Source organism: Kitasatospora sp. NPDC051164, assembly GCF_044455625.1.
GTDB lineage: Bacteria > Actinomycetota > Actinomycetes > Streptomycetales > Streptomycetaceae > Kitasatospora.
The window spans coordinates 122,592-148,438 of record NZ_JBITFB010000014.1 but is presented as its reverse complement, the minus strand read 5'-3'; the positions used below and the strand labels follow the sequence as shown (position 1 = coordinate 148,438).

Annotated in this window: 28 protein-coding genes; 22 read left to right on the top strand and 6 right to left on the bottom strand. The window is 69.1% G+C overall.

Features of this window, described 5'->3' with window-relative positions:
* The first annotated feature begins 33 nt into the window (after positions 1–33).
* A complete protein-coding gene (locus ACIBEC_RS22085) occupies positions 34–996 on the top strand; it encodes an ATP-dependent DNA ligase (protein ID WP_396288540.1) in 963 nt (320 codons plus the stop codon).
* Positions 997–1,115: 119 nt separating this feature from the next.
* Here the strand turns inward: ACIBEC_RS22085 and ACIBEC_RS22080 are convergent, their stop codons facing one another.
* Positions 1,116–2,240, bottom strand: coding sequence for a hypothetical protein (locus ACIBEC_RS22080; RefSeq protein ID WP_396288538.1), 1,125 nt, complete (start codon positions 2,238–2,240; stop codon positions 1,116–1,118).
* Between the two features lie 213 nt (positions 2,241–2,453).
* On the opposite strand from ACIBEC_RS22080, the gene ACIBEC_RS22075 reads away from it, so the two are divergent.
* The 4 genes from ACIBEC_RS22075 (at position 2,454) to ACIBEC_RS22060 (ending at position 6,254) form a co-directional block, all read left to right on the top strand.
* Positions 2,454–2,939 (top strand): hypothetical protein, encoded by a 486-nt coding sequence (locus tag ACIBEC_RS22075; RefSeq protein WP_396288536.1) that lies wholly within the window; start codon positions 2,454–2,456, stop codon positions 2,937–2,939.
* A gap of 3 nt (positions 2,940–2,942) precedes the next feature.
* Positions 2,943–4,751, top strand: a complete 1,809-nt coding sequence (locus ACIBEC_RS22070) for a hypothetical protein (protein ID WP_396288535.1) — start codon at positions 2,943–2,945, stop codon at positions 4,749–4,751.
* A gap of 127 nt (positions 4,752–4,878) precedes the next feature.
* Entirely contained in the window at positions 4,879–5,361 is a 483-nt protein-coding gene (locus ACIBEC_RS22065) for a hypothetical protein (RefSeq protein ID WP_396288533.1), read from the top strand.
* A gap of 173 nt (positions 5,362–5,534) precedes the next feature.
* The gene (locus ACIBEC_RS22060; RefSeq protein WP_396288531.1) at positions 5,535–6,254 is read left to right on the top strand and encodes a prepilin peptidase; all 720 of its coding nucleotides are present in this window, start codon (positions 5,535–5,537) and stop codon (positions 6,252–6,254) included.
* Between the two features lie 105 nt (positions 6,255–6,359).
* On the opposite strand, the gene ACIBEC_RS22055 is transcribed toward ACIBEC_RS22060, so the two are convergent.
* Complete coding sequence (locus tag ACIBEC_RS22055) at positions 6,360–6,548, bottom strand: hypothetical protein (protein ID WP_396288530.1); 189 nt, start codon at positions 6,546–6,548, stop codon at positions 6,360–6,362.
* On the opposite strand from ACIBEC_RS22055, the gene ACIBEC_RS22050 reads away from it, so the two are divergent.
* Positions 6,549–6,908 carry a hypothetical protein gene (locus tag ACIBEC_RS22050; protein WP_396288528.1) on the top strand — a complete coding sequence of 120 codons (360 nt, stop codon included), beginning with the start codon at positions 6,549–6,551 and terminating at the stop codon, positions 6,906–6,908.
* Between the two features lie 566 nt (positions 6,909–7,474).
* Positions 7,475–8,140, top strand: coding sequence for a GNAT family N-acetyltransferase (locus ACIBEC_RS22045; protein WP_396288526.1), 666 nt, complete (start codon positions 7,475–7,477; stop codon positions 8,138–8,140).
* Between the two features lie 157 nt (positions 8,141–8,297).
* On the opposite strand, the gene ACIBEC_RS22040 is transcribed toward ACIBEC_RS22045, so the two are convergent.
* Positions 8,298–8,531 (bottom strand): DUF397 domain-containing protein, encoded by a 234-nt coding sequence (locus tag ACIBEC_RS22040; protein WP_060880100.1) that lies wholly within the window; start codon positions 8,529–8,531, stop codon positions 8,298–8,300.
* The gene (locus ACIBEC_RS22035) at positions 8,528–9,433 is read right to left on the bottom strand and encodes a DUF5753 domain-containing protein (RefSeq protein ID WP_396288524.1); all 906 of its coding nucleotides are present in this window, start codon (positions 9,431–9,433) and stop codon (positions 8,528–8,530) included. Before ACIBEC_RS22035 ends, ACIBEC_RS22040 begins: the two co-directional genes overlap by 4 nt.
* Before the next feature lie 191 nt (positions 9,434–9,624).
* Here ACIBEC_RS22035 and ACIBEC_RS22030 point away from each other — a divergent pair, with 191 nt between their 5' ends.
* Genes ACIBEC_RS22030 through ACIBEC_RS22010 form a run of 5 tightly spaced genes read left to right on the top strand, consistent with a single transcriptional unit; the run spans position 9,625 to position 14,455 of the window.
* A complete protein-coding gene (locus ACIBEC_RS22030) occupies positions 9,625–11,115 on the top strand; it encodes a hypothetical protein (protein WP_396288522.1) in 1,491 nt (496 codons plus the stop codon).
* A gap of 40 nt (positions 11,116–11,155) precedes the next feature.
* A complete protein-coding gene (locus ACIBEC_RS22025) occupies positions 11,156–12,157 on the top strand; it encodes an asparaginase (RefSeq protein ID WP_396288520.1) in 1,002 nt (333 codons plus the stop codon).
* A gap of 34 nt (positions 12,158–12,191) precedes the next feature.
* Positions 12,192–12,671, top strand: coding sequence for a PPC domain-containing DNA-binding protein (locus ACIBEC_RS22020; protein WP_396288518.1), 480 nt, complete (start codon positions 12,192–12,194; stop codon positions 12,669–12,671).
* 60 nt (positions 12,672–12,731) lie between these two features.
* Positions 12,732–13,946 (top strand): hypothetical protein, encoded by a 1,215-nt coding sequence (locus ACIBEC_RS22015; RefSeq protein WP_396288517.1) that lies wholly within the window; start codon positions 12,732–12,734, stop codon positions 13,944–13,946.
* A complete protein-coding gene (locus ACIBEC_RS22010) occupies positions 13,943–14,455 on the top strand; it encodes an NUDIX domain-containing protein (protein ID WP_396288515.1) in 513 nt (170 codons plus the stop codon). The genes ACIBEC_RS22015 and ACIBEC_RS22010 overlap by 4 nt, the downstream gene beginning before the upstream one ends.
* A gap of 25 nt (positions 14,456–14,480) precedes the next feature.
* Here the strand turns inward: ACIBEC_RS22010 and ACIBEC_RS22005 are convergent, their stop codons facing one another.
* Together ACIBEC_RS22005 and ACIBEC_RS22000 are read right to left on the bottom strand one after the other, a co-directional pair.
* Positions 14,481–15,524, bottom strand: coding sequence for an aldo/keto reductase (locus ACIBEC_RS22005; RefSeq protein ID WP_396288513.1), 1,044 nt, complete (start codon positions 15,522–15,524; stop codon positions 14,481–14,483).
* Positions 15,521–15,982: an ATP-binding protein gene (locus tag ACIBEC_RS22000; RefSeq protein WP_396288512.1), complete on the bottom strand. Its 462-nt coding sequence runs from the start codon at positions 15,980–15,982 to the stop codon at positions 15,521–15,523. Before ACIBEC_RS22000 ends, ACIBEC_RS22005 begins: the two co-directional genes overlap by 4 nt.
* A gap of 1,299 nt (positions 15,983–17,281) precedes the next feature.
* Between ACIBEC_RS22000 and ACIBEC_RS21995 the strand changes: the two genes are divergently transcribed.
* The 10 genes from ACIBEC_RS21995 (at position 17,282) to ACIBEC_RS21950 (ending at position 25,753) form a co-directional block, all read left to right on the top strand.
* Positions 17,282–17,473: a DUF5999 family protein gene (locus ACIBEC_RS21995; protein ID WP_210539560.1), complete on the top strand. Its 192-nt coding sequence runs from the start codon at positions 17,282–17,284 to the stop codon at positions 17,471–17,473.
* Between the two features lie 32 nt (positions 17,474–17,505).
* Entirely contained in the window at positions 17,506–18,108 is a 603-nt protein-coding gene (locus ACIBEC_RS21990; protein WP_396288510.1) for a hypothetical protein, read from the top strand.
* A 172-nt stretch (positions 18,109–18,280) separates the two neighbouring features.
* The gene (locus ACIBEC_RS21985) at positions 18,281–20,104 is read left to right on the top strand and encodes a glycoside hydrolase family 15 protein (protein WP_396288508.1); all 1,824 of its coding nucleotides are present in this window, start codon (positions 18,281–18,283) and stop codon (positions 20,102–20,104) included.
* Positions 20,101–20,595: a hypothetical protein gene (locus tag ACIBEC_RS21980; protein WP_396288507.1), complete on the top strand. Its 495-nt coding sequence runs from the start codon at positions 20,101–20,103 to the stop codon at positions 20,593–20,595. Before ACIBEC_RS21985 ends, ACIBEC_RS21980 begins: the two co-directional genes overlap by 4 nt.
* The gene (locus ACIBEC_RS21975; protein ID WP_396288505.1) at positions 20,577–21,911 is read left to right on the top strand and encodes a histidine kinase; all 1,335 of its coding nucleotides are present in this window, start codon (positions 20,577–20,579) and stop codon (positions 21,909–21,911) included. Before ACIBEC_RS21980 ends, ACIBEC_RS21975 begins: the two co-directional genes overlap by 19 nt.
* Entirely contained in the window at positions 21,904–22,341 is a 438-nt protein-coding gene (locus tag ACIBEC_RS21970) for a roadblock/LC7 domain-containing protein (RefSeq protein WP_024127134.1), read from the top strand. Before ACIBEC_RS21975 ends, ACIBEC_RS21970 begins: the two co-directional genes overlap by 8 nt.
* 26 nt (positions 22,342–22,367) lie before the next feature.
* Positions 22,368–22,694, top strand: a complete 327-nt coding sequence (locus ACIBEC_RS21965) for a DUF742 domain-containing protein (RefSeq protein WP_006378932.1) — start codon at positions 22,368–22,370, stop codon at positions 22,692–22,694.
* On the top strand, positions 22,675–23,274 hold the full coding sequence (locus ACIBEC_RS21960) for an ATP/GTP-binding protein (protein WP_366104524.1): 600 nt from the start codon (positions 22,675–22,677) through the stop codon (positions 23,272–23,274). Before ACIBEC_RS21965 ends, ACIBEC_RS21960 begins: the two co-directional genes overlap by 20 nt.
* Positions 23,271–24,521 carry a cytochrome P450 gene (locus ACIBEC_RS21955; RefSeq protein WP_396288504.1) on the top strand — a complete coding sequence of 417 codons (1,251 nt, stop codon included), beginning with the start codon at positions 23,271–23,273 and terminating at the stop codon, positions 24,519–24,521. Before ACIBEC_RS21960 ends, ACIBEC_RS21955 begins: the two co-directional genes overlap by 4 nt.
* Entirely contained in the window at positions 24,518–25,753 is a 1,236-nt protein-coding gene (locus tag ACIBEC_RS21950; protein WP_396288502.1) for a cytochrome P450, read from the top strand. Before ACIBEC_RS21955 ends, ACIBEC_RS21950 begins: the two co-directional genes overlap by 4 nt.
* The last annotated feature ends 94 nt before the right edge of the window (positions 25,754–25,847 follow it).

Sequence of the window (25,847 nt, the reverse complement as noted above, 5' to 3'; positions counted from 1 at the left end):
GCGGGCGTGGGGCGGATCGCGTAGGAGTGGAGGGTGCACCTCTCGCCGCCCGTCGAGCCCATGCTGGCCCGCTCCGTGACCGCGCTGCCGCGCGCCGGATCAAGGCCGCCGCTGTTCGAACAGAAGGCGGACGGTTACCGCACGCTCGTCTTCGCCCGCCCGACGCCCTACATCCAGTCCCGGCGTGGCGCGAACCTCGGGCCGGCATTCCCGGAGGTCGTCCGGGCCGCGGCCGCCCTGGGTGTCGAGGCAGTCCTGGACGCGGAGCTGGTGGTGTGGAGCGAGCACGGGCTCGACTTCTCCGCCCTTCAGCGGCGAGCCCGCCGCCGGGGAGCCACCGCGGAGCACGCCGCCCGCCAGGAGCCCGCCCACCTGATCGTCTTCGACCTCCTGGAAGTCGACGGGACCGTCCTGCTTAACGAACCCCTTCACCGGCGCAGGGCTGCGCTCGAGGCCCTCTTCACCTCGCGCCGGCTGGCCGCCCCCTGGGCCCTGTGCCCGCAGACCTCCAACCGGGAGACCGCATTGTCCTGGCTGGACCCGGCCTGGGGCACGGCTGGCGTCGAGGGCGTCATGATCAAGGACCCGGGCTCCCGGTACCGGCCCGGGGAGCGCGGGTGGCAAAAGCTGCGGACGCGCACGACGGCGGAGGGGATCATCGGAGCGGTCACCGGAGCCGTTCACGCGCCCAAGAGCCTCCTGCTCGGCCGTCTCGACCCCGCGGGCCGGCTCCAGCTGATCGCCCGCTCCACACCGCTGTCCCGGCCCGCGTCGGCCGAACTCGCCGCCGCACTGCGCCCCGCCGGCCAGGAGCACCCCTGGTACGGCCGCCGCTTCTCCGCCGGGTGGGGCGCCTCCGAGCCGCTCATCTTCCAGCCCGTCGTACCCGACCTCGTCGCCGAGATCGATGTCGATACCGCCGTGGACCTGGGAACGTACCGGCACCCCGTGCGCTTCCTGCGACTTCGCGACGACATGACCTCGGAGGACGTCTAGGTTCCGGCTGCTTCGCATCCTGCCCGGACTGATGGCGCGGGCACGTCACCAGGACATGCCCGCGCACATGCGGTGGCTCAATCCACGAGGCCCCTTTCGGGGCCCTGGCGCGCTGTGGGTCAGAACAGAACGGGCCGGGGCTGGTGGAAGTAGCCCGTCTCCTGGGCTGCGGCGATGGCTGCGGCGGCCGGGCTGTCTGCGCCGGCCGGGATGTGCGGATAGACGCAGTCGACAAGGTCGTAGGACCGCGCGTCGCCGCATCCGGAGCCGACCACCGCGCAGACCGGCGAACTGTCTCCGCCGGCCTCGGTCCACACGCCGGGCCAGTCGGGATGCTGCTCGGTCACATGCGCGGCGCAGTGCCGGCACTGGACCTTCTGTTCCTTGCCGGTCAGCCGTCTGGCGGGCCGCGCCTGGGCCGCGTCGACGACGTGCGGCACCCTCTGCAGCGAGTCCATGCCGGTCAGGAGCGAGCGTTCGCAGGACGGCCCGAACTCGTTCTCCACGCTGACCCACACGTCCGGCCAGTGCGGGTGCCGGTTGGTGACCGGCATTCCGCAGCCGGCGCAGCTGTGCGCGTCCAGACCTTGTGCCTGGAACAGGGCGAAGATCTCTTGCGGCAAAGGGTCGCAGACGCCGCCGGGGCCATCCGCGAGCGGTGGAAGGGCGAAGAGCGGCAGGGCCTTCTCCGCAAGCCGTACGTCCTCCCAGGTCTCCAGCCCGGCCACGGGCACACTCTGTGTCCAGCCGACGCGGGGCACGCTGGTGGTCGACGGCCGCTGTACGACCTCAAGGTCGGGGCGGCGCAGCCCTGCGGGAACGTACTCGGACAAGGCCCGGCGCAGCTGCTCGACGGCCTGGTCCCGGTCCTCGGCGCTCAGCCAGGACGTCTTCACCAGCTCCCGTAGGTAGCCGCGCGGGTACAGCGTCACCTCGTACCGCCAGCCGTCCTCGCCCCGGCGCAGGCCCCGCTCGTACTCACCGGAGTCGTCGAACGCGAAGCACGACAGCAGACCGCCGGCTTCCTCCGCCGCTGCGAGCGCTTCGGCGACCGTCGCGAAGGAGTCGGTGAAGTCACCCCACGGCGTGCTCATCGGCCCGTAGTCGTCCATGGAGGTCAGACGTGGCATCTGCGCCGCCAGCGCGTTGAACACGGCGGTGTTCCGCGAGGCTGCGGCCGTGCGCTGCTTCGCCTGCTTCGCGTGCTTGGCCGCCCGCTTCTGCTGCGCCCTTTTCCCCATCATGCCTGCCTGTGTCGAAGATGTGGATCTCTCCCCGGTTCAACTGCATGGCGGGCTGTTCGTCACGCGACGCGGGAAAAGAGTGCCTGTGTGGCGCTGTTGCCGTCGCGGATCAGTCGTCGGGAAGGACTGCAGCCGGTACAGGTCTCGGCACTCGGGAGGGTGAGCAACCTGAGAAGGCCCCGGCCCGCACAGCGCAGCCCGTACGCTTTCCCCGTGACGACCGCCCCCGCCCCGCATGCTCTCGAAGACCTTCTGCGGCGGGCCCTGCTCGCCTTCGACGCCCGAGCCCTGCACACCGGCGGTGGAGCCGGCGCTCATACCGCTGTGTTCCTCGGCGACCTGGCCGCGGACATCCTGCCGGCCATGGACGCCGCCGAAGACGAAGCGGCTCGCGAGGAGCTCGCCGAGGCGTACCGGTGCCTTTCCCTGGCGGGTGAGAACCCGCTCCGGCAGAGCTGCACGGAACGCGAGTCGATGGTGAACATCGCCGTCCACGCCCTGGCCCGGGCCCTGTTGCGCCGCGACACCGGCAGGACGCCGTCGGAGGAGGGAGTGCACGAACTGCTGAGCAGTCTGTGGACCGCCTCGCTGCTGGCGTGGGCACAGATCTTCCCCGCCCATCTGGACGGCGGGTCACCGCCGTGCGCCTGCGGAGCTTTGGGCACGCGCCCGGTCATGGCCCCGGCGACTGGGGCCTGAGCGGTGCGGCGGGCCTTCCCTGAGATCTCCGGCCGCGGGCTCGCCGCCCTCGGCATCGAGCTGCCAGCCCTGACCGCGATCCGGGTCGCCCTGACCGGCGGCCGCAGCGGGAAGTTCCACGTCCCCCACTCCGACCTGCGCCGCTTCAGTTCCGACGCGTGCCGGTTCGCCAAGCCGGCCGCCGAGGCCTCCACTCATCCGCTCCTCGAGGTCTTCGCGCAGATCTGCAAGAAGTGCGACATCGTCCTGCCGAAGGCGCCCGATGCCCTGTGGCGGGCGGCCGCTTTCGCCGCCCAGCGCCAAGACCAGCTGGACCGCTGCCGCACCGACCGGGAGCCGCAGACCTGGCTCGGGTACGCGCGGCACGCCGCCCGGTGGGCACCGGGTGACAACGAGCAGTTCCGGCGCTGGCTGGACACCGCCCGCACCGACTCCAGCCTGGCCGCCGATGCCGCCGTGCTCGCCGACGCCTGGCAGCAACTGGCAACCCGGTTCCGCGGGTTCCTGGAGCAGTACGCCGCCCAGTGCCCTGAGGTCGAGACGTACAACGGCGCCCGGGACGCGGTGCGACGCTGCGCCGACACCGACCAGCGCCGGGAGCTGGACCAGATCGGCGCGGCGGTCGGCAACCTCTCGCGCCGGCGGGCCCGGATGTACGAGCCCGAACCGCGCCTGGACGTGTGGACCCTGGTATGCGGGGTGTGGCTTGCGGCCCGCTCGCGCGGCCGTGGCGCCGAGCAGTCCGCCGACCTGGCCCGCGCCGCCGTCGCAGACGAACTGAAGGGGGCCCGAGTGCGGGACGTCACCCAGCTGCCCGTGCCGCCGCGCACCCCCGGCGACCAGCACGCAGACCCGGCAGCGTGGGCGGACGCCGAGCTGGCCCTGTGGTGGCCACAGGCCGTGACAGCCGCGTGCACCCGCCTTGAGGAAGAGTTCGAGGCGGAGTCCGCCGCCATGTCCGCGCGGCTGCTGCTGGTACGCGACTGGCCGCTGACCGGCACCCGCGACACCCCGGTCGCCTACCTGGCCGCCTCCCCCGTACTGGGCCCGGTCGTCCCCCACGGGCACCGCGAGGTCGACGACTACGTGTCCTGGAGCGGCGGCGACACCGCCGGACCGTCCTACGCGGCGGTCGTTGCTGCCCCGGCGCACCTGGTGGCGAAGCTGGAACGAGAACAGGCAGCCCAGCCCTCCCACTACGAGCCGCGGTTCACCGCCGGCGGGCCGGTCACCGGCGGCGCGGCAGACCAGGCGGCAGCCGAGGCACTGCTGCGGCAGGCGTTCCCGTTCCTGCCCGGCGACGGCGACCGCGAGCCGTTCACCCCGACGGACGAGGTCCTCGAGCAGCGCCGCGCCCGGCGTACAGCCGACCGGCCGTGGCGCGACGGGGCGGGCGAGGAACGCACCTACCGCATCGCGAGCGTCCTGCGCGACGGGTACGGCCACTGGATTCCCGACAGCCCCCAGGCCCCGGCCGAGCTGGAGGAGATGGCGCCCTGGCTGCGCTGGAGCGCGCTGCGCCTGGACGTGCTGTGCGGCCGTGACGCCGAACAGCACTCGTGGGCCACCCTGTTCGGGACGCTCGAAGCCGTCGACAGCACCGGCATCGCACTCAACCCCGGCGGCCGGCACCTGCCGCTGCACATCCCCATGCACCGGATCGTCGCCCTGACCGGCGCCCCGCACTGGGAGCGCGGCCAGCGACCCCCCGCGCTGTGGCAGCCCTACCAGCTGCTCCCCGCGCCACCCACAAATCCGGGCCCCGAGCCCGGCCGCCTTCGCGTCGTACCGGGATCCGACAGCGCGCGCTGACGGAACTGCGCCACCCGGCCGGAAAATGAGAGCCGGGTCACAGCCGTAGCGTCCAAACGTGGACGACGGCGCACCCCTCCCGTGGCCATGATCAGATCCTCACCCGCGACCAGGAGGGGGTACCGCTGTGCCGGTCCTGCGCCAGATCACCACCTGCACCGCACCGTCGACCGTCGTCGTCGAACGCCGCACCCGGGCACGGGACCGGCCGGTGGACTACCGGCTGGAGGTCTGCCGCCGTCACCGGTGGCTGGCGGACAGCTGGACCGGGCGACGCGGCCCTGAGGGCGCCGGCGGCCGGTGCGGCACCGTCACGGACTACCGGCCCTTCGCCGCGATCCTGCAGTCCCATGCCGACCTGTGGCTCCAGGCGTTAACCACGAACGCCCCCGAAGACCACGGCGGCGACCTCGCGGCCTCGCTCCGAGCAGGATTCGAGTGGCTGACCACCTACCGGGAACCGACCGGCGTGGCCATGGCACTGGAACACGCGGCCCGGATCGCCGAGGCGACCGCGGCCGGCACCTTGCAGCCGGCCGAGGGCCAGGCGCAGATCCTGACCGCGCTCAGCCTGGCGGAGACGCTCGACGCCGGCGCACGAGGAGCATGAGCCGGCGCCGTACGAGGCCGAGGACCTTCGGGTTCTGCCGCCCGGCGGCCCTCGCCGGGCGCGTTGTAGGAGCTCCGCGGAGACGGGCCGGAGGGAGTCGTCTCGGCGGGCCGTAGGGTCGAAGCAGACCGGCCCGTCACGGGGAGGCCGGGCTGTGTACGTAGGAGTGTCGTTTGTCCGCCCTCACCGTTGCTCTGACCGCCGCCGTCGGAGCCCTGGCCGGTGCTGCCGCCCGCCCAGCGGTCTTCGCCCGCTCGGTCCCGGCGCCCGCCTCCGCCCGCAGCGCCTGCCCGCACTGCGGCAACGCCGTCCTCGAGCGCCGACTGCCCGTACTGCCCGTCTCCGGACGCTGTCCGGCGTGTGCACAGGCGATCGGACCGCGCGCCCTCGTGCCCGAGGCGGTGGCCGCCGCCGCGTTCGCCGTCGTCGCAGCCGGCGGAGCGAGCGGCTGGTTCGTTGCCGCCCAGTACTGGGTCGCCGCGTGCGGTGTCGCCCTCGCGCTGATCGACCTCGCCGTGCAACGGCTCCCCGACGTGCTCACCCTCCCCGCCTGCGGCGGGACGCTCATCCTGCTCACCGCAGCCGCGCTGGCCGGCGAGACCGGAAGCCTGGGCCGTGCGGCGGCCGCCGCCGGCGTGCTCACCGCCGTCTTCCTCCTCATGGCGTTCTCCGGCGCCATGGGACTCGGCGACGTCAAGCTCGCACCGGCCATCGGGGCGCTCCTGGGCTGGAGCAGCTGGACGGCCCTGTTCTGGGGAGCAGCCGCGGGATTCGTCGTCGGCGCGGTGTCGGAGGTGGCACGGATGACGGCCCGTCGCGCCCGCCGCACGCACGTCTCCTTCGGCCCCTACATGGTCATCGGGGCCCTCGCCGTCTCCGTCACCACAGCCTGACCGTCGCCGCGGGGCTCCCGGAAAGGCCCCTTCCGGTAATAGCTCTTCCTGCATATCGATTCCCGGAACGGCCTCTACCTGACACCACCGTTCCGGAATGCGGTTTCACGGAATAGACCGAGCCTGGTCAACTCCTCTGCTCAGCATGAAGATCGAATGCGGAACGACGACGAACCTGTCGCGTTCCGGATTTCTTTCTCGCCCGCCTTCATCGCGCCGCATGAGCACCGCGGTGAAGAAGCCCTGCGCAGGCGGCGAGCGAATTCTGGCCGACGACACCAGGAAGAGCTGCACATGAACACCCTCACCCGCCGCGTCGCGACCGTGGCATCCACCGGCGCGCTGCTCCTCGGCGGCGCCGTCGCCACCGCCTCGACCGCCAGCGCCGCGACGGTCGGCAGCGGCGCCTGCACCCACCAGATCAAGATCAACACCGACGTCTACACAACGGTGAAGTTCCGCACCGGTCCGGGCACCGGCTACACCGCCACCGGCCAGCTCTCCACGGGCACCGACGTGTACTGGCAGTGCAACAAGGGCAGCAACGGCAAGCCGGGCGCCTGGGGCTACGTCACCGTCAAGTCCGGCGCGCACAAAGGCCAGAAGGGCTGGGTCGCCGCCCAGTACATCAACGTCCCCATGCAGTTGGACTGACCCTCCCCGGCCGACGGAGACGACCCGACCTGACTCGAGCTCTCCCGGCCCTCAACGCCTGAGCCGCCACCTCGTGAAGGCTCAGGACGGCGCAACGGCGGCCCGGCCCCTGTGATCCCGGGCCGCCGTCGGCGTACCCGCAACTGGTTCAGCCCGCCGCCGGCCGGTCTCCTTTGCCCTGACCCGCCCTCCGGCCCGACTCGCCCGGGCGATCGAGCCCCAGGTCATCGTCGGCTCCGCACTCATGCCACCCGATCGAAGCCACCGCCGGCCCCACCGGTGCCCAGCAGGCCGTCATCCTCGCCCGTGCGCCTTGCCGACGGACTCCGCCAAGCTCCGCCGCCCACCCCTGCCTGAAACAGACCCAGCCCTGCGTCGGCCAGGGGGGCCCTCGGCCGCCGACGACAGCGTTTTCCGGGCATCCCTCCACGTACCGGCATCGATCATCCAGAGTTTCGAAATGCGATGGCGGGAAAGTTGTACCTACCAGGCAGTAGGCCTCTATGGTTCCGCCCAGCACACCAACTTGACCCGCTCGTGGACGAGCACACACAGGAGCGGACCGCATGCTCGCGATGCGACCAGCCACATCAGAGGACCGACGCGCCCTCGAGGCCATGATCCAGGCCCGCTCCGAATGGATGAAGAGTAAGCAGCTGTCGAACTGGTCTAGCTGGGGACAACACGTTCAAGAACTTGCCGGCAACTGCATGCGGCGAGACGGAGATATGTGGGTGCTGGTCGAGGACCACCGCCGCATCATCGGCTGCACCACGATCCTCCGGACTGCGGCTCCCTGGGCCTGGACGACCTCGGAGGCTGAAGAGGCCGCCTTCTACCTCAACGGAACGGTCACGGACCCGGCCGAACGGCACCGCAAGCTCGGGACCCTCATCGCCGACTGGGCTGTCGACCGCGCGGCCCGCGACAACATCTGCTGGGTCCGTCGAGACTGCACTTCCTCGGCCCTCGCCGCGTACTACGAGAAACAGGAATTCAACCTCGTGCGCGAAGTCTCGACACCTGGCGGACGCACCTCGTACGCACTGGAACGCAAAGCTGAACGTGTACCTACACTCGCTCGATGGCTCATCAGTGGGGAGTCCCCAACTGTGACTGCACCGCTTCTGCGAGATGAGGTCGTCGAAAGTGCGCGCTTCATTGCCGAGGCTCGACGACTCCTCTCACGATCCCTCGGCGGCACAGCCAAGACGCCGGTAGCGATCAGTTGAAGGCTGCGTTGTGGCACAGACCGCTTACCGAACTGCATGTGGAAATTCCCTGCACTCATATGGTCGTCTGCTGTGACTAACCGCACCAAATAGCGACCGGGCCGTCCCCCAACTACCTTGGGGACGGCCCGGTCGCGTGATGAGGCATCGGGACGGGTCAGAGATCGAGCAGGAAGTCGAAGTCCGTGTCCTTCGCACCGAGCAGCCATGCCTTGGCCTCAGCAGGAGTGAAGACCTGAGGCAGGCGCCCCGGGTTCTGCGAGTCGCCGATCAGAACGTATCCGTCCTGGACGGCAACCTGGACGCAGTTCCCGCCGCCGCCGCTGTACTTGGACACCGTCCATTCGATCGACGCCAGGTCGAACGAGGATGGGTCCGGCTTCGATGTCACTGTTCTAGCTCCTTGATCCTTTTCTCGAGGCGCCTGCGCGTCTCTGCGGGGTCCAGCGCTCGCTCCCACAAGTTGGTGAAAGCTGCGGTGTAGCGCTGCACGTCTTCGTCACCGTCGAAGTACACCGAACTGACCATGGTCTCCACCCACACGACCTGACGGGCAGCTTCGGGAAAGCCCATGAGGACGAACGCGCCTGCAGATCCCGGATGGAGGCCGATCGGATCCGGCAGGATGCGGATGGTGTTGCGATCTTCCTCGGACTCGGCGCGGATCCTCTCCAGTTGGCGCCTCAGCACTGGTCGGTCGCCGATGGTGTCCCGGAGCGCGCTCTCGTCCACGAGAGCGCGAAAGTCCTTCGGTGCGCCACCTCGGACCTGCTGCTGCCGGTCCATGCGGACGTCAACGAGGGCCTTCACTTCTGCAGGACGCAATTCGGGTCGCATCCGGGTGATGACGATTCGGGCGTAGTCCTCGACCTGGAAGAGTCCCGGCCACACGTCTCGCTCATAGTTCCAGAGCTCAGCAGCGCGTCGCTCCATCTTCAAGAAGCCCTCGAACTGCATGGGGCCAAGCAGGTTGGCGTTCCGCCGCCACAGTGCGGGGCGCGGCCGGCCAGCTGGTGTGGTGTCTGCGTTCAGGAGGGCCTGAATTTCAGAGCTCTCCGTGGCGTTGGCCTGGTAGCACTCGAGCAGAGCCTCGACGAGATCGCGGGTGACGCGGCGGCGCTGTCCCCGCTCCAGTCGGCTCAGCCCGCTGTTGTCGATCTTGACACCGCGTCGACGCAGCACTTCGTGGCCCGCGACATCGCCTTGGGTAAGGCCGCGCCGCTCGCGCAACTCCTCAAGGCGCAGGCCGACTTCGCTGAGGGTCAACGACCACGGCGTCTTCGCTTCTGGCATGGTGGCCAGTCTGACGGCTCGCCGCGCTGCCTACAAGCAATATGGTCGAGCAATTTGCTCGACCATATTGCTAAGCGCTCGTCCAAGGGAGCATCCTAGCCAGGGTCACGAAGTGTGCAGCACCTGTCGCCATGCGTGGAGTTCGTCCCGCTGCTTTGCTGCCAGTACACGCCTAGGGAGGGGCCGCCGCGATGCGTCGGACGCTGTTCAGCCTCCTGTTGAAAGACCGCGACCTACTCGGCTGGGAAGCGTTCTGCGTCCACTTCACGGCAGCCGGTCGGGAGCTCGCGCCCAAGAAGGGCAACCGTCGGCTCGCCACGGCCAGCGTCGGGCGTACGACGTTCGACAGATGGTCCTCGGGCACCTGGTACGGCCGTCCCCGCGGCGAGGCGGCGCAGATCCTGGAGTGCATGTTCGGACACACCGTCGAGGAGCTGTTCAGCCCGGCGCCCCACGCGAGCGAGCTACCTGTGGGGTTGGAGTCGGTCCCCGCGCGGATCGGTTCGCGTTGGCCCACGTCAAACTTGCTCCTCCCCGCTGGCGGGCCGGGAGGCATCTGGGAGATCGCTGGACGCCAGCGCCTGGACGGCACCAGCGCCGCGGTGCACCTCCTTCCCGTCGTCAGGCGAGGCGACGAGGCCGACGTTCGAGACTTGAGCCAGGACGGGCTGCACGAGCTGGAGCGGTTCTTACGGCCGGCGCGCCGCGGGTTTCTCGTAGGCGTCGAAGCGCGGCAGGACGACTTCAACCTGTACGTCCGCGACGCCATAGCTGCACGCAGGTCCGCGATGCCGGGACGGCCAGCTGCGGGAGGCTTGTCGATTCCCTCGGCTTACCTCCTGGACGACCTCACCTACGGCATCCTCTGGGCGCTCACCCAGCTCGATGACGGCCTCTTGTCCGATGATCAGGCGCTCGACGCCGAGCAGCACCTCCTCGACACATACCTGTCCCTGCCCCGATCAGCACCGAGTCAGTTACTCGTCGACCTGACCGCCGTCGGCAGCAGCTGGATGGGATCGGCCTTCTGCGCCCGCCACATCGAGCAGGAACTGGCCGACGCGAACGCGGTCCCGATCTTCTGGACTCGCGAGCAGAGTGGAGAAGAGGCGGCCTGCTGGCTGTTCTTCAAGCACAAGCTGGACTACCTCCGATCTCTCGAACGCTTCCACGGGACCACGGCGCAGACCATCCGGGTCTTCTGTCTGCCCGAGGGTGAGGTGGCGCGCTCTGAGAGATACGAGAGGGTCTTGCTGCTGTTGGCGATCGCCCTCATGGAGCGCTGCGGGATCCGGGCCAGGGTGGTGCCGGATCCGGAGTACTCGGAGGTGGACGGAGTGGCCCTGATCCCCGGCCAGCGAGCCGTCGTTGCCAATTGGGTTCGGGCTCCCGGCGGAGCCCTGTGGGCTGCTGACAGCACCTCGGCGCGTGGGGAGCTGCGTACGTACGCCACCGCCTTCGCTGACGCGCAGGGCGCCGACGTGCTGGTGGGCGAGGACTCTGCGACCCGTCTGCGATCACTCGCGGGTTACCTGGGCCTGGACTGGGGCTGGTTGACTGGCCGGTGCCGTGCTCTGGGCGAGTTCGGCGTCGGCGGTCTCGTTCGCCCCCGCAGCCGTCTGCTGACCGTAGAAGCGCTGGATGAGACCCTGCTTTTCCTCGGCAAGCTCTCCTCGTCCTGATGAACCCCGTCCGCATAGCCATCCCGAGGAAAGGTCCTCCGTGCTCTCCGCTGATCGTGCCCCGAGCCGCACCGTGCTGGTACTCACCCTGGGCGGCACCATCGCCATGACGCGCACTGCCGCAGCAGCCGGCGTCACACCGACCCTGACCGGCTCGGACCTGGTGGGCGCTGTGCCCGGCCTCCAAGGCGTGGCCGAGGCCGTCGTGGAGGACTTCCGGCAGATGCCAGGGGCCTCCCTGGCCATCGGCGACATCGTCAGCCTCGTGGGCCGACTGCAACGGGCCGACGGCGAGGACATCGACGGCGTCGTGGTGACCCAGGGCACCGACACCCTCGAGGAGACCGCGTTCCTGACCCACCTCTACTACCAAGGCACCACGCCGGTGGTCTTCACCGGCGCGATGCGCAATGCTGCGACAGCGGGCGCGGATGGCCCAGCGAACCTTCTCGCAGCCGTCCAGACCGCCGTGAGTACGGAGTCTCGGGGAGCCGGCGTCCTTGTCGTCCTGGGCGACGAGATTCATGCCGCCCGGCACGTGAGAAAGATGCACACGACCAGCCCGGGAGCCTTCGATTCCCCGAGCACCGGGCCGCTCGGCCACGTCGTGGAAGGGGCAGCGCGGTTCCACCGCTCGCTGAGTCCGACCGCGCCTGTACCGCTGCCCGTCGGCGCCCTGCCGCAGGTGGAGATCGTCGCTGCGTCGTTGGGCAGCAGCGGAATGTTGCTGGATGACCTGGAGCGCAAAGTCGCTGGCCTGGTGGTGGCCGCGTTCGGCGCCGGCCACGTCCCCGAGACGTGGTGCAGTCGGCTGGAAGCGCTGGCGGCCGCGATGCCCGTCGTGCTCGCATCGCGTATCGGCACCGGCCCCGTCCTCACGTCGACCTATGCCTTCCCCGGATCCGAGAGCGACCTGCTGGCCCGCGGCTTGATCCCTGCGGGAGCACTCGACCCCTACAAGGCCCGTCTCCTCCTCGTCGCCCACTTGGCCGCAGGCACGCCGCACCCGGAGATCGCAAAGGCGTTCCTCGACTACTCCTGACTCGCTCGCGACCAGCCAAAGGACGACTCTGACCATGCGCTACGCCCAGGTGCACACCGGCCGGCAGTTCATGCTTGCCCTTGACCACGGGGAAGACTTCCTGGAAGGCCTCACCCAGTTCTGCGCGGATCGGGGCATCCGAGCCGGGTACATCCCCACCTTCGTCGGTGGTCTCCGCTCGGCCCGGCTGGTGGGCTCTTGCGAACCCCTCGCCGATCCCGAGGCCCCCTTGTGGGACGAGATCACCGTCGAGACGCTTGAAGCACTCGGCGGCGGGACGCTCGCATGGGACACGGAGAAGGACTGCCTGGCCCCTCACATCCACGTCGCGGCCGGCATCAAGGGGAAGTCGGCCGAGGGGCGAGTTTCGCACCTGCTCGGCGCGAAAGTGCAGTTCATCTGCGAGATTCCGATCATCGAAGTCACCAACGCCGCCGAGGGGCCCGCGTTGACACGACAACGAAGCGCGGAGCTGTATGACGTGCCCCTCCTCGGCTTCGGCACCGGCATCTGAAGGCGGTAGATGACGATGCGTAGGGCGATCCGCTTCCCGGAGGTGCTTGAGGCCCACCGCATGCGCATCTACGAGACGTTCACGCTGCACTTCGAGCGGGCGGCCAAGGAGGCGGCCCGGCTCGACGGCAACCCTTCCCTCGCTTCCGTGTACGTCTCGCGTTCCACGTGGGATCGCTGGATGGTTGGGGACATCAAGGGTTTGCCTCGACAGGCGACATGCCGGGTTCTGGAGCACCTCTTCCAGGAGCCGGCCGCGCAGTTGTTCGCTCCGCTGGCGTCGGAGTCCGGCCAACAGGTCGATGTCGGGACGACCGCGCCGATGGGGGTCCACTCGGTGACGTCGCCGCATCTGGCTGCCATGAATTCGTTCCGGCTCGCGGACCGCCAGCTGGGCGGCGGCCACGTCTACCGGTCCGTGGTGCACTACCTCAACACGGTCATCGCCCCGAACCTCTTCAGCGCAGCGGACGGTCGCGAAGACGGCGAGAGCACATTCGGTGCAGCGGTTGTCCTCACGGAGATGGCGGCCTGGATGGCCCACGACGCCGGACGGGACGACATGGCATCCAACCATTTTGACCGCGCCTTACGACTGGCGCAGAGCCTTACCGACGTGACCGCGGGCGCGAATGTACTGGCCGGCATGAGCCACCTGGCCCTGCAGACCGATCAGATCGTCGCCGCCGCGGAACTCGCCCGCAGCGGGCTCGCCCGCCTCGCCGCCGGCACGCCGGTGCCGACCCTTGCCGCCCGCCTCTACGCCATGGAGGCGCGGGCACTCGCGCAACTCAACGCCGAACGTGAGGCGCAGCGGAGACTCGACACTGCACGTGAAGCTCTGGCCCTTGCACAGACCGTGCCAGCCCCCCAGTGGGTGGCGCCGTTCGACGAAGCCGCGCTTGCCAGCGAGGCCGCCTCCATTCTTCTGGATCTCGGCGCGCTCAAGGCAGCAGCGAAGGAGGCGCAGCGCGCCTTGGCACTGCGCGACGCGAGCCGGGTCCGCAGCAGGGCCTTCGGTCAGGTCACGCTGGCACGAGTCCTGCTCGCGCAGGGGCAGTTGGACGCGGCGTGCTCGGTAGGCCTGGATCTGCACGACGTCTGCCAGTCGGTGACGTCTGTGCGGCTGAGCAAGCAACTTGACGCGCTGCAGATTGAGTTCGGCTCGCATCGGAAGGTGCCCGAGGTCCGCGAGCTCCTGTCGCGGATGACTGCGTCGGCGCAGCACCGTAAATTGCTGCTCGGCAGTCTTGTGCTCCCGGAAGGTCCGCAGTGAACCATGCACCCAAGCCGGGTGATCCCGGCCGTGACGCCTATCTGGCCGAGGGAAACGCACGACAAGCTCGGAAGCGGGCCGCCGCCGACGCCCTGATCCGAGACGAGGGCGGCAGGTTGCTTCTGGTGAACCCGACCTACAAGGACGGGTGGGATCTTCCCGGTGGCATGGCCGAGGACAACGAAGCACCCGAGGATGCCGTTCGCCGGGAACTCCGTGAAGAGCTCGGTCTCACGGTCGCCGGCCTGCGGTTCCTGTGTGTCGACTGGGTCGAACCTCACGGCCCGTGGGACGACCTTCTCGGCTTCGTCTTCGACGCCGGTGTCCTGTCACCGGAGCAAGCCGCCGAGCTGAAACCCAGCGATGAGGAGATTTCGGAGCATCGCTTCTTCGAGGTCTCGAAGGCACTGTCACTGCTGCCGGACCGTCAACGGGTTCGGGCTTCCCAGGCATGGGCGGTTCTTGACGACGGCATCCCGCGCTACCTCCGCAACGGAGTTGCTCTCTGAGCAGTGGGACGGGCCTCTGGGCCGGTTACACATTGACCTCCACGGACGGGGCACGACCCTCGGGTTGGATCAGCATGCTCCGGATGCGGGAAAACACGCCGCCGATTTCCGCAAGCTCGTGCTCAGATAGCGGCTGGCCGAGGAAGTGGCGGTCGTACTTGGCGTTCTGGTCGTCGATGCCGACAACGACCACAGCGTTCTGTACTTGCTGAAGGATGAACCGCACAGCCACTCGAGCCAAGGCATCCGGGGACGAGCCGAACCGGCTTGCCAGCTCTGCGAGGCCGTGAGTGATCGCGGACGCCATGGCTCCGGCGCAGGCGACTGCCGAACCGCCCCAAGCAGCCACAGCGCGGTCCGCGCGGCCACTCACTAACGCACCATGGGCCAGCGGCGAGGCAATCACCAAGCCCACACCGCGGCGCGCAGTGAAAGCGCCGAGGTCCTCACCCTCACCAAGGTCGACAAGCGGCACCAGGCCGCTGGCCTGCGTCCAGACCACGTCGGGGCGGATCCGGTCGAACAGATCCAGGAAGCGCCGTATCGAGCGGACCGAGGAGCGGAAGCCCGGACCACGCAAACCGACGGCCCGGATTTGACCAAGGTCGCGCAGTGCTCGCATTTGCTCGATGACCGGGTCGAGGTATCGGTCACCGAGACCGAAGTCGTACGACTCAAGGGTGTAGAGGGCCAACTCGTCCAGGTACAGATTCTCCAAGGTCTGTTCCAGCTGGTGCCGGACCCTCGGTCCGGCGTAGGGGTGAGGAGCAGAGCCTTGAACCCGACCGACCTTGCTGGCGACCTGCACCTTGTGGCCCCGATGCTCCTTCAGGACTTTGCCCATGAGCCTTTCCGCGTGGCCGCTCCGGTGGCTGTCGGCCGTGTCGAACAGCTGCGCCTCGTCCTCACCAGCGCCTGCCTCCAAGGCGCGGCGCAGCCCGTCGAGCAGTCGCGCGTCGTCTGGTTGGACGGCGCTGGGCGACCAGCGAGAGGATCCGCTGCCAACGCCCAGCGGGAGCACCGTCAGGTCCCGGGCCAGACGGCGGGGTGCGAGATCGCTCGGTGTCATCGGTCAGCGTCTTCCGCTCGGTAGAGGAAGACCGCGATGACGCGCTTCCCCATGCTGTCGCCCTGGACTCCCCAGGCGCTCGCCAGTACATCCACCAGAAACAGGCCTCTCCCGCCTTCGTCATCCTCATCAGCAGCCGGGGGATTCCCGGGCACCGCCGCGATGTCTTCACCGCCGTCCCGAACCTGGACGGTCACTCCCCAGTCGTACACGTCGAGGCAGATGTCGAGCGCCGCTCCAGCGTGCTCAACAGCGTTGCCCACCAGCTCGTCCGCGACCAGGACCACGTCGTCCGTGTACGTGTCGTCAGCTCGCCCCGCCAGGGCCTCGCGGACTATGCGGCGGGCGGCGCTCTGCGGGGCGTCAAGACCGCAGAGGTCGATCGCAGCGTGCGTAGCGGGGCTGCCGCCGTCGCGGCCTTGGCCACATGGCAAGGCAGTGCTGGTGGAACCAAGCACGGGGATCACTCCTCGCTGCATTCACGATGCCCGGGGGCACGGACTGGCAAGTCCTGCTGAATACCGTGGCCCAAGTCGCCGCGCAGGCGATAGCGAATCCCGTCCCCACTTCCCCCCACTTCACCGGCTCTCCCGCCTACTTCCGACGTGGGAGGAGGCACCAGAGTGGATGACGTCGTACAGAAGAGCGAGATTCGCGCACTTCTCTCGTAGTGCGATCCGTCGATAGGGACGTCACCGCCATCCGTCTGACGGGTGACCGAAAGCGGGAAGCGTGACGAAAACTGCTTCTACCTGGCCTTTTGCCGAGCAATCGGCCCTGATGACCGATCAGCCTGTATTCGGCGCCGATATCACTGGTGGTGAATTCCGGTCAAGCACTTCCAGAGAAGTGGGGTGAAGTGGGCTACGAAGTCGATCTTCAGCCACAAGGGTTCCGAGACCGGCATCACTACCGGAAGCGGTGACCGACTTCCGCCCTATTGTCCGATCCTCAGCGGGGGTCGAGTGGACATCAACTCCGTTCTCTGCACGGCCGAAGTGGGGAGAAGTGGGGGCCGATTTCACTACCGGAACGTGCCAATGAGCGGCAACGCTATTCGCAGTTCTTCCGCCTCGCTGCCCACGGAAAGGTAGTCGTGATCACTCTCGTCCCGCCGGTCGTCGGCGCCCAGTTCGGTGGCGAAGTCCGCGCAGCCAGCTCGGCAGGCCGACGGTTTGCGTCTCGGCTGCGTCGCCTCGGACGGCCCCTACGCGGCGGCGGCGACATCGTTGCCCCCCTGATCCATCAGGTACTGGGAGACCCGGACCGGCCCCTTCCCCGTTGCCAGGGCGAGGTCGACCAGATGGTGGCCGTACTCCGGGCACAGCTGCCGGCGCTAGTGCGGGCAGCGGGCTGGCCGCGACGGGTCGCGATCCTCGCCAGCCCCGCCCCAACCGACTACATGGGCTCGCGGGTGCACCTGATCCTGCTAGCCGAGACCGCACAGCACCTCATAGCAACTGCCAAGGCAGGGGCGAAGTCCACAGTCGACCACCCCACGAGCGGGGCGGGCGCCGTCGTACGGCAGTACACCCCCGTGAACGCCGTACGTCAGCGCCCGCCCTCGGGCTCCGAGTCCTATCCCGAAGGCATCCGGTGCCACCCCGTCACCGCAGCCTCCGGAAGACCGGAGCGAGGCGCAGGGCCGTAGTGCTGCTGCCTCCCGGCTGCCGTGGTGAGTGCCCTCCACGGCAGCCGGTCCCGCTGCCGGATTGCCAATCGTCCATCCCCCATGCCGATTCTTCCGAGGACTCACCATGTGTCAGCACAAGCCCACCTGTCCCTCCGCCGAGGCCACGGACCGCGAGGCCGCCGTCGTGGTCGCGGCCCACCCGGAACAGGGCTGGAGCCTGCTGTGCAACGGTGTCCTCCTCTTCGAAGACACCGGTGAGATCCTTCCCAACGGCAAGATCGTCGCTCCGCACCGGTTGACGAGCGCCGCGGCATGAAAAGGACCCAGCACGAACAAGGGGGTCTTCCGGTGCCGTACGTCACCGCGTGGAGCGGGGAAAATCATCGGACTCCTGCCGTGGTGCGTCACCCGAGCGGGCGAGGTATCGGCTTCGCGGGCGAGATGCCTTACGACCGCGACGCGGACGGGGTGCTGTGGGTCAGGCAGTCCATCGCCCCCGGATCGGGCCGAGCGTTGTTCCCGACGGTTCACGTGCTTCGTCAACGGCGTGCGGTGAGCCGGATGCTGTGCCAAGTCTGCGGCGCCGACACCCTTGAGCAGGATCCGGAGCGGCAGCTCTTCGTTCTCAAGCAAGTCGGTCAGCCGGTGGCTGAGGGCGAGCTGACCACCGCTGCCCCGGTCTGCCCACCGTGTGCGCTCATCGCGGTCAAGCACTGCCCGCACCTGCGCGAACACGTAGCCGCCTGGGTCGAACGACCGCTGTCCTGGGGTGTCGCCGGCATCCTCTACGACCCGCGGACACTGCTCATGGTCCCTGGCAAGGACGTCGTCAACGTCTCCTACGAAGATCCCGCACTCCCCTGGCTGCTGGCGAGCCGTCAAGTGCTATCGCTCCAGGGCTGCACCGCCGTCGATCTGAACGACCTCAGCGCGAAGGCTGTGGCTCGATGAACTCAGTGCTGCCGACCGCGGCCGCTCGAACCCGGCCCCGCACTCAGCGGCTTCAAGCCGGTCGCTCGCCCGCTTCGTGGCACTGAGCGAGCCGCTCCCGTACCCGCCCCCCGTTCCCCGCCTCGCCTCGCAAGGCCCCGGGAGCACCCGCACCTATCGAGACGGATATTCCATGGCTGGGCGTATCGAGGACTACGCACTCATCGGAGACATGCAGACGGCCGCCCTCATCTGCCGGGACGGCAGCATCGACTGGCTCTGCTTGCCGCGCTTCGACTCCTCCTCTGTTTTCACCCGCCTCCTGGGAACCGGGGATCACGGCTACTGGCAGATCGGCCCCGCCCATCCCGACGGCGCCCAGGCCCCGGATGCGGACCGGCGCAGCTACCGCGGCGACTCACTCATCCTCGAATCCGAGTGGGACACCCCGACCGGCACCATCCGTGTCATTGACCTCATGCCTCCCCGTGACGGCCACAGCCCGCAACTCATCCGGATCGTCGAAGGGATCAGCGGAACGGTTGAAGTCGCATCCGCCTGGTGTCCGCGCTTCGGCTACGGAAAGCACCGGCCCTGGATCTACGAACATCAGGGCCGCACCGTTGCAATCGACGGGCCGGACGCCCTCTGGCTGGACGCCACCGTGGACACGGTCCAAAAGGAAGACGCCCTGGTCAGCCGGTTCACCGTCACCGCCGGCGACACGGTGACGTTCGCCCTCAGCTGGCACTCCTCCCACCGCCACACGACACCGGAAATCCCAGACACCTGGGCTGCGCTAGAGGCCACCGAAACGTTCTGGCGGGAGTGGGTGTCGCGGTGCACCTACGACGGCCCGTACCGTGACGCGGTCGTCCGCTCGTTGATCACGCTGAAGGCCATGACGTACGCGCCGACCGGCGCGATCGTCGCCGCCGTGACCACCTCTCTTCCCGAGACGATCGGCGGCGTACGCAACTGGGACTACCGCTACACCTGGCTCCGCGACGCCTCGATCACCCTGTCCGCCCTGCTGCGGACCGGCTACCACCAGGAGGCCGAGGCGTGGCGGCAGTGGCTCCAGCGGGCCGTGGCCGGCAAACCTGACGACATTCAGATCATGTACTCGATCCTGGGCGAGCGGAATCTGCCCGAGCGGGAGTTGCCCTGGCTGCCCGGGTACGAGGGCTCCACGCCTGTTCGAGTAGGCAACGACGCTGCCGGCCAACTCCAGCTCGATGTTCCCGGCGAGGTCATCGACACGCTGTATCTGGCCCATGTGCACGGAATCGCCCGGTGCGAGCGCACCGCGACCCTGCACCTCGGGCTCGTCGACTACCTCAAGCGGCGCTGGCAGGAGCCGGACGACGGCATCTGGGAAGTGCGCGGCGGACGACGCCACTTCGTGCACTCCAAGATCATGGCCTGGGTCGCGGTCGACCGGACGGTTCGCCTGGTGGAGGCTGGCGTCCTCGACGCCGACCTGGCCGAGCTGGTCGAGCTCCGCGACGCCATCCATGCCGAGGTGTGCCAGAGGGGCTACGACTCCGAGCGGAACACGTTCACCCAGTCCTATGGATCCACCGAATTGGACGCGGCCCTGCTGCTGCTCCCGCGCACCGGGTTCCTCCCGCCGGACGACCCGCGGGTTGTCGGCACGGTCGCCGCAGTGCGCCGCGAGCTCTCAACGGACGACGGCTTGGTCCACCGCTATCCGACTGACGGCAACCAGGTGGGGGTCGACGGCCTTGCCGGTGACGAGGGGAGCTTCCTGCTCTGCTCCTTCTGGATGGTCGACGCCCTCGCGCTCACCGGCCAGATGGAGGAGGCCCGGGCCCTGTTCGAGCGACTGCTCGCACTGTGCAATGACGTCGGCCTGCTCGCCGAGGAGTACGACTCGGCCTCGCGCCGACAGCTGGGGAATTTCCCCCAGGCGTTCTCGATGATCGGCCTGATCGAGAGTGCCGTCCTGATGAGCGAGCTGGAGCGGGCGGCTATGCCGGTGATCGCCGCATGAACACGGTGCCCGCGATCGCGGACCTCTTCCCGGACACAGTCACCGCCGACGCCCCGGTCGCTGTCGAGATCGGCCGTGACTGTGACACCGCGGCGATGCCCGAGCTGGCGGCACGCCGGATTCTCTCCCTGCTGGGTCACATCAACCCGCACCCGGTGGGGGCCGCGATGGCCCGCGGGAACGAGTGGGTGCTGATCCTGCCGCCCCACTCCGGCCGCGGCATGTGCTGGCCCTGGCCGGTAGACCACCGCGACAGCGGAGTTCTGGCCGTGCCCCCGCTGAGCTCCGGGCCGGCCGAGGATCTCCACTGGGCCCGACTCGGCAACAACGAGGGCCGCGTCTACTCCGCGCCCCTGCCGCTGTACGCGTCCCTGCCGCTGCTCACAGCACTTCGGCCGCAGCCCGAAACACGCCCCTTCGGCCCTGCCCCCGCCCGTTCACAGTCGACCCCCACTTCGCGCGAGGACCTCTCATGCTCGATTCGCTGGTGACCGCGACCGCACTGCTCGGTGGCGGATTCGCCACCACGTCAGTGGGGCTCATAGTGCAGGCCCGCAGAAAGCGGGCCCTGGCCGCCAGGGTCACCCCCCTGGAAGCCCAGCGCGACTCCGCGCTCGCCTACGCCGGCGCGGTGGAGGCGGAGTCGAAGCATTTCGCTGAGGTGCGGATGCCCGCGTTGGTGGACACCCTCGCCCGCGGACACCGCGGCGTGCCGGTGCCCGAACTCAGCCAGGAGCGTCTCGCCGGCAGTCCCATCGACCACAGTCATCAGACCGTGATGGGGCTGCTCCAGGAGGCCCTCACTGTCACCCGCGATCAGATCGGGCTCTCCGCGCGGTCCTCAGTGCGGGACATCATCGACGAGGCGCAGACGCATCTGCACCGCTGCCAGCTGAACGTCGTCGAGGAGATGGACCGCTACCCCCAGGGCACGACGTACCACCAGAGCCTGATGGGCTTCGACCACCTGGTCACCCAGGCCCTCCACACGCTCCAGCGCACGCGCATCCTGGCCGGTTCGTGGCCCGGTCTGCAGCGGGCGGACTGCACCTTCGGCGAGGTCGTCGAGTCCGCGCGGGGCCGGATCAACGCCTATCTGCGGGTGAGCTACACCTACGAGCCCGGCAGCGGCGAGACCTGGCTCGAAGGCCGTGTCGTCGAACCGGTCACGGTGGCGCTCACGGAGCTGCTGTCCAACGCCACCGCGTACTCCGACGGCAAGGTCTTCGTCGAGGTGCAGGCGTTCCAGACGGGGTTCTGCATCGTCGTCGACGACGGCGGCCTGAACATGAACGCCTATCAGCGCGAGGAGGCCGCCCGGCAGTTGTCGCGGCACACCGTGCTGGACGTGACGGCTCTGCAGGACACGCGCCAGCTCGGATTCGCCGTCATCGGCCGCCTCGCCGGCGAGTACGGCTTCGCCGCCGATGTCACCAGCACGTCCCCGTACGGCGGAGTGCGGGCCGTCCTTCGCATCCCGCGGGAACTCTTCGGACACGGTCCGACCGCAGAGGAAACACAGGCAGAGCGCCAAGCAGCGGCCTCTCGGACCACAGGGCACGCCTCCGCCTCACCGACCCAGGCTCCCCCGGAAAGGGACCAGGCCGACGGACGGGGTGAGCCGTCGGACGGCAGTGCTTTGCCGCAGCGGCGCAGGCGCTCGCCCCGTCCCACCGCCCCCGTAGTCACCGGCGCGCCAGCGCCTACGGAGGACCCCGAAGCGTTCACGCAGGGCTTTGCCCACCTGGCGGAGACCATTCGCGACCACGAGTCCAGCCCCACCGAAGGAGAGCAGTTCCGTGCCTGACCAGCAGCCCACCGCCGACACCCACGACATGTCCTGGGTCCTCAACCGTCTCGCGGAGGAGAAGGGCGTTCTGCACGCCGTCCTCTTCAGTTCCGACGGCATGGTGCTGGCCCACTCGGACGGCGTCCACCGCGATGTGGCCGACCGCGCTGGGGCCAGCTCCTCGAGCATCTTCTCCCTCGGCCGCTCCATCGCCGAGCTCGCCGAAGCGAACGAGGACGAGAACACCCCCCGCAAGGTCATCATCGACCTGCCCAACCGCTGCATCCTCGTCTTCGGGGCCGGGCACAACACCGCGCTGGCCGTATCCGTCACCGCGGAGATGACCGCGCCCGAAGTGGCCGTCGCCTCCGGGGCGACGATCAAGGCCATCAAGGGCCTGGCTCCCGCGCTGTCCGCCCGGGAGCGGACAGCGTACGGAACCTCGTGACCCCCCGCGGCCGGCGGCGCGCCGGCATGGTGCGGCCCTACACCCCGACCGGGGGAAGGGCCGCGCCCACCCGCCGCACCCTGGACCTGGCCACTCTCCTGATCGCCGACCCGGACAAGCCGCTGCACGGTCTGGACGCCCACTCCCGCCGGCTGATGCAGCACTGCCTGCCCGGAGTGCTGTCGCTGGCCGAGGTCAGCGCCGACCTGCAACTCCCGGCCGCTGTGACGAAGGTGCTGGTCTCCTCCCTCGTCGACAGCAGCCATCTCGTCAGCCGTGACCCCGTACCCGCCGCTCAGCAGCACGACAGACAGCTGCTGGAGAGGATCCGCGATGCGCTCATCAACCTCTGAGGGCAACTACCTGGCGCCCGGTGTCCGCCACTCGGTGAAGATCGTCGTGCTCGGCCCCTTCGCCGTCGGCAAGACCACGTTCGTCGGTGCGGTCTCCGAGATAAGGCCCACGTCAACCGAAGAACGGATGACGAAGGCCGGCGAAATCGTCGACACACTGCGGGGGTTGTCGGACAAGAACACCACCACGGTCGCGCTCGACTTCGGCCGCCTCACCCTGACCGACGACATCGTGCTCTACATGTTCGGCGGCCCCGGTCAGCCGCGGTTCGACTACATGATCGACGAGCTGATGCAGGGCGCCCTCGGCGGCGTCGTCCTGGTCGACACGGCGCGCATCACCGAGTCCTGGGACGCCATGGGGCGCATGGAAGAAGCCGATCTGCCCTACGTCGTCGCGGTCAACACCTTCGCGGCCTCCCCCCACTACAGCGAAGCCGAACTGCGCAAGGCCCTGGACCTGCACCCGTCCACGCCCCTCGTCGAGTGCGACGTACGGGAAAAGAGCTCGGCGAAGTCTCCGCTGATAGCACTCGTCTCCCACCTGCTGTCCCGCCCCAGCCTGGAGCCCGCCTCATGACCATGCCGCCCCCGCTCTCCGCGAGCGGCTGCCCCATGCTGCACGGGGCCGCCTTCGCCGCCCAGCCCCAAGCCACCTACGACCAACTGCGCAGCCAGGGACCCGTCGGCTGGGCCGAGATCGCCCCCACCGTCCACGCCCTGGTCGTCACACAGCACCGCGCCGCCGTCACCCTCCTGAACGACACGCGCACGTACTCCAAGGACTCCCGCCGCTGGGCAGCCCTGGCCAACGGCGAAGTTCCGGGCGACAGCCCCGTGCTGGGCATGATGGCCTGGCGCCCCTCGGTCCTCTACACCGACGACCAGGAGCACGCCCGCCTGCGCTGGGCGATGGACGACTGCATCGCCCGCATCAGCCCCCACTGGCTCAGAGAGATCACCCAACGCAGCGCCCTGACGCTGATCGCCCGGATCATCGGGGACGGCCAGGCCGACATCATGAGCGACTTCGCCGACATCCTCCCCATGCTGGTGTTCGCCGAACTCCTCGGATGCCCGCCCGAGAAGTCCACCCGCATGGTGCGCGCGTGCCAGGACCTCATCAGCGCCGGCCCCGAAGCGGCCCAGGGCGCAGCCGACTTCGCAGGACTCCTGTACGAGCTCATCCAGATTCGCCGCGCCCAACCCGGCCAGGACCTCACCTCCTGGATGATCAACCACGCCGCCGCCCTGACGGACGAGGAAGCACTCAACCAGTTGTTCTGCGCCGTCGGCGCCGGCATCATCCCCGCCGCCGCGTGCACCGCCTGGACCCTTCACCTACTCCTGCGCGACGACGACTACGCCGGCAACCTCGCCGCCGGAACTCTCACCGTGCGCCGCGCCCTGGAGAAGGCCCTGTGGCAGCGCCCGCCGATGGCCAACTTCTCCGTCCACTTCGCCCGCCATGACACCTACCTCCACGGGGCGTACGTGCAGGCAGGGACTCCCGTTCTCATCTCCCACGCGGCAGCGAACACCGACCCGGCACTCCCCGACGACCTCGGGTACGACAACCGCAGCCACCTCGCCTGGTCAACGGGCCCGCACCGCTGCCCCGCGATCTCCCAGGCGACCACGATCGTCCAGACCGGTGTCGAGACGGTTCTGGACCAGCTCTGGGACATGGAGCTGGCCTCCACCGACCCGGAGCCCCTTCTGCGGCACGGCCCTTTCCACCAGTGCCCGCAGACGATGCCCGTCAGGTTTCGGCCCAAGTCGAAAGACCGTCTTCCCACCGCCGCTCTCGCAGGAGGTTCCTCGTGACCAGCACCCCCGCCCGGACCGCGACCGTGACACTCGACAGCAGCGGCGGCCGCCGCCTGTTCGCCCAGGCCGACGAGCTCCGGGCGGCCGGCCCGGCCGTCCGGGTCCGCATGCCGGAAGATGTCCCCGCCTGGTCGGTCACCCGCGGAGACGTCGCCAAGCGGCTCCTCACCCACCCCGATGTATCCAAGGACGCCCGCAAGTCCTGGCCCTCCCACACCCCGGGCTCCATACCGTGGCTCTACGCCTGGGTCGACGTCGTCTCGATGTTCACCTCCGACGGCGACGACCACAAACGCCTGCGCCAACTGGTCAGCCGCGCCTTCACCCCCGGGCGGGTCGAAGCGATGCGCCCCGTTCTCCAGGCCATCGTCACCGACCTCCTCGACAGCCTGGCCCACCAGGACCAGACCGCGCCCGTCGATCTGCGCACCCACTTCTCCTACCGGGTGCCCACGCGCCTGATCTGCGACCTCTTCGGCGTTCCCGCCGATCAGCGCCCCGAGATGCTCCGCGTCATCGACTCCGTCCTCGCCACCGACGTCACCGCTGAACAGGCCGAAGCGACCAAGCACGACCTCTACCAGGCCATGCAGACGCTCATCGACGTCAAACGAACGACCCCGGGCGAGGACATGACCAGCCTGCTGCTGGCCGCCCACGAGGAAGACGGCGACCGGCTCAGCCACATCGAGCTGATCTCGACCCTGATCCTGATGATCGGAGCGGGGAGCGAAACCGCCGTCGCCCTCATCAACGCCGCCGTACGCGAGCTCCTCAACCACCCGGACCAGCTGGCGACCGCTCTGGCCGACCCCCGGCGGTGGCGGGACGTCATCGAGGAAGCCCTCCGCCTCCACCCGCCGATCATGCACCTGCCCCTGCGCTACGCCACCAAGGACATCGACCTCGGCGATGGCGTCACCATCAAGGAAGGCGACGCCATCCTGATCGGCTTCGGCGCCCACGGCCGCGACCCGGCCGTCCACGACGAGCCCGAGGCCTTCCGCATCGACCGGGACGACAAGGACCACATGGCCTTCGGTCACGGCATCCACTACTGCCTGGGCGCCCCGCTGGCCAAGCTCGAAGCCGAAGTGGCGCTCCCTGCCCTGTTCGAGCGGTTCCCCCAGATCGCCCTGGCCTGCAAGGTCGAGGACCTCGAGCCGCAGCGCTCCTTCATCGGCACCGACGTCACCGCGCTGCCCGTCGTGCTGCACGCCGCGGCGTAGAAGCGGCGCCGCTACCGCGGCGGCGGAGACAGTACTCGCCGTCCCCGCCGGCGCACCTCCACCACCCCGCGTCCGTCACACCACCGCCGACCCA

Bases quoted from the DNA above. Each gene is read 5' to 3' on its own strand.
- ACIBEC_RS22030 (WP_396288522.1), top strand. From the start codon at position 9,625: ATGCGTCGGACGCTGTTCAGCCTCCTGTTGAAAGACCGCGACCTACTC.
- ACIBEC_RS21980 (WP_396288507.1), top strand. From the start codon at position 20,101: ATGAACACGGTGCCCGCGATCGCGGACCTCTTCCCGGACACAGTCACC.
- ACIBEC_RS22005 (WP_396288513.1), bottom strand. From the start codon at position 15,524: ATGACACCGAGCGATCTCGCACCCCGCCGTCTGGCCCGGGACCTGACG.
- ACIBEC_RS21960 (WP_366104524.1), top strand. From the start codon at position 22,675: ATGCGCTCATCAACCTCTGAGGGCAACTACCTGGCGCCCGGTGTCCGC.
- ACIBEC_RS22035 (WP_396288524.1), bottom strand. From the start codon at position 9,433: ATGCCAGAAGCGAAGACGCCGTGGTCGTTGACCCTCAGCGAAGTCGGC.
- ACIBEC_RS22050 (WP_396288528.1), top strand. From the start codon at position 6,549: ATGAACACCCTCACCCGCCGCGTCGCGACCGTGGCATCCACCGGCGCG.
- ACIBEC_RS21975 (WP_396288505.1), top strand. From the start codon at position 20,577: ATGCTCGATTCGCTGGTGACCGCGACCGCACTGCTCGGTGGCGGATTC.
- ACIBEC_RS22020 (WP_396288518.1), top strand. From the start codon at position 12,192: ATGCGCTACGCCCAGGTGCACACCGGCCGGCAGTTCATGCTTGCCCTT.
- ACIBEC_RS21985 (WP_396288508.1), top strand. From the start codon at position 18,281: ATGGCTGGGCGTATCGAGGACTACGCACTCATCGGAGACATGCAGACG.
- ACIBEC_RS21955 (WP_396288504.1), top strand. From the start codon at position 23,271: ATGACCATGCCGCCCCCGCTCTCCGCGAGCGGCTGCCCCATGCTGCAC.
- ACIBEC_RS22080 (WP_396288538.1), bottom strand. From the start codon at position 2,240: ATGATGGGGAAAAGGGCGCAGCAGAAGCGGGCGGCCAAGCACGCGAAG.
- ACIBEC_RS22015 (WP_396288517.1), top strand. From the start codon at position 12,732: ATGCGCATCTACGAGACGTTCACGCTGCACTTCGAGCGGGCGGCCAAG.
- ACIBEC_RS21995 (WP_210539560.1), top strand. From the start codon at position 17,282: ATGTGTCAGCACAAGCCCACCTGTCCCTCCGCCGAGGCCACGGACCGC.
- ACIBEC_RS22045 (WP_396288526.1), top strand. From the start codon at position 7,475: ATGCTCGCGATGCGACCAGCCACATCAGAGGACCGACGCGCCCTCGAG.
- ACIBEC_RS21965 (WP_006378932.1), top strand. From the start codon at position 22,368: ATGGTGCGGCCCTACACCCCGACCGGGGGAAGGGCCGCGCCCACCCGC.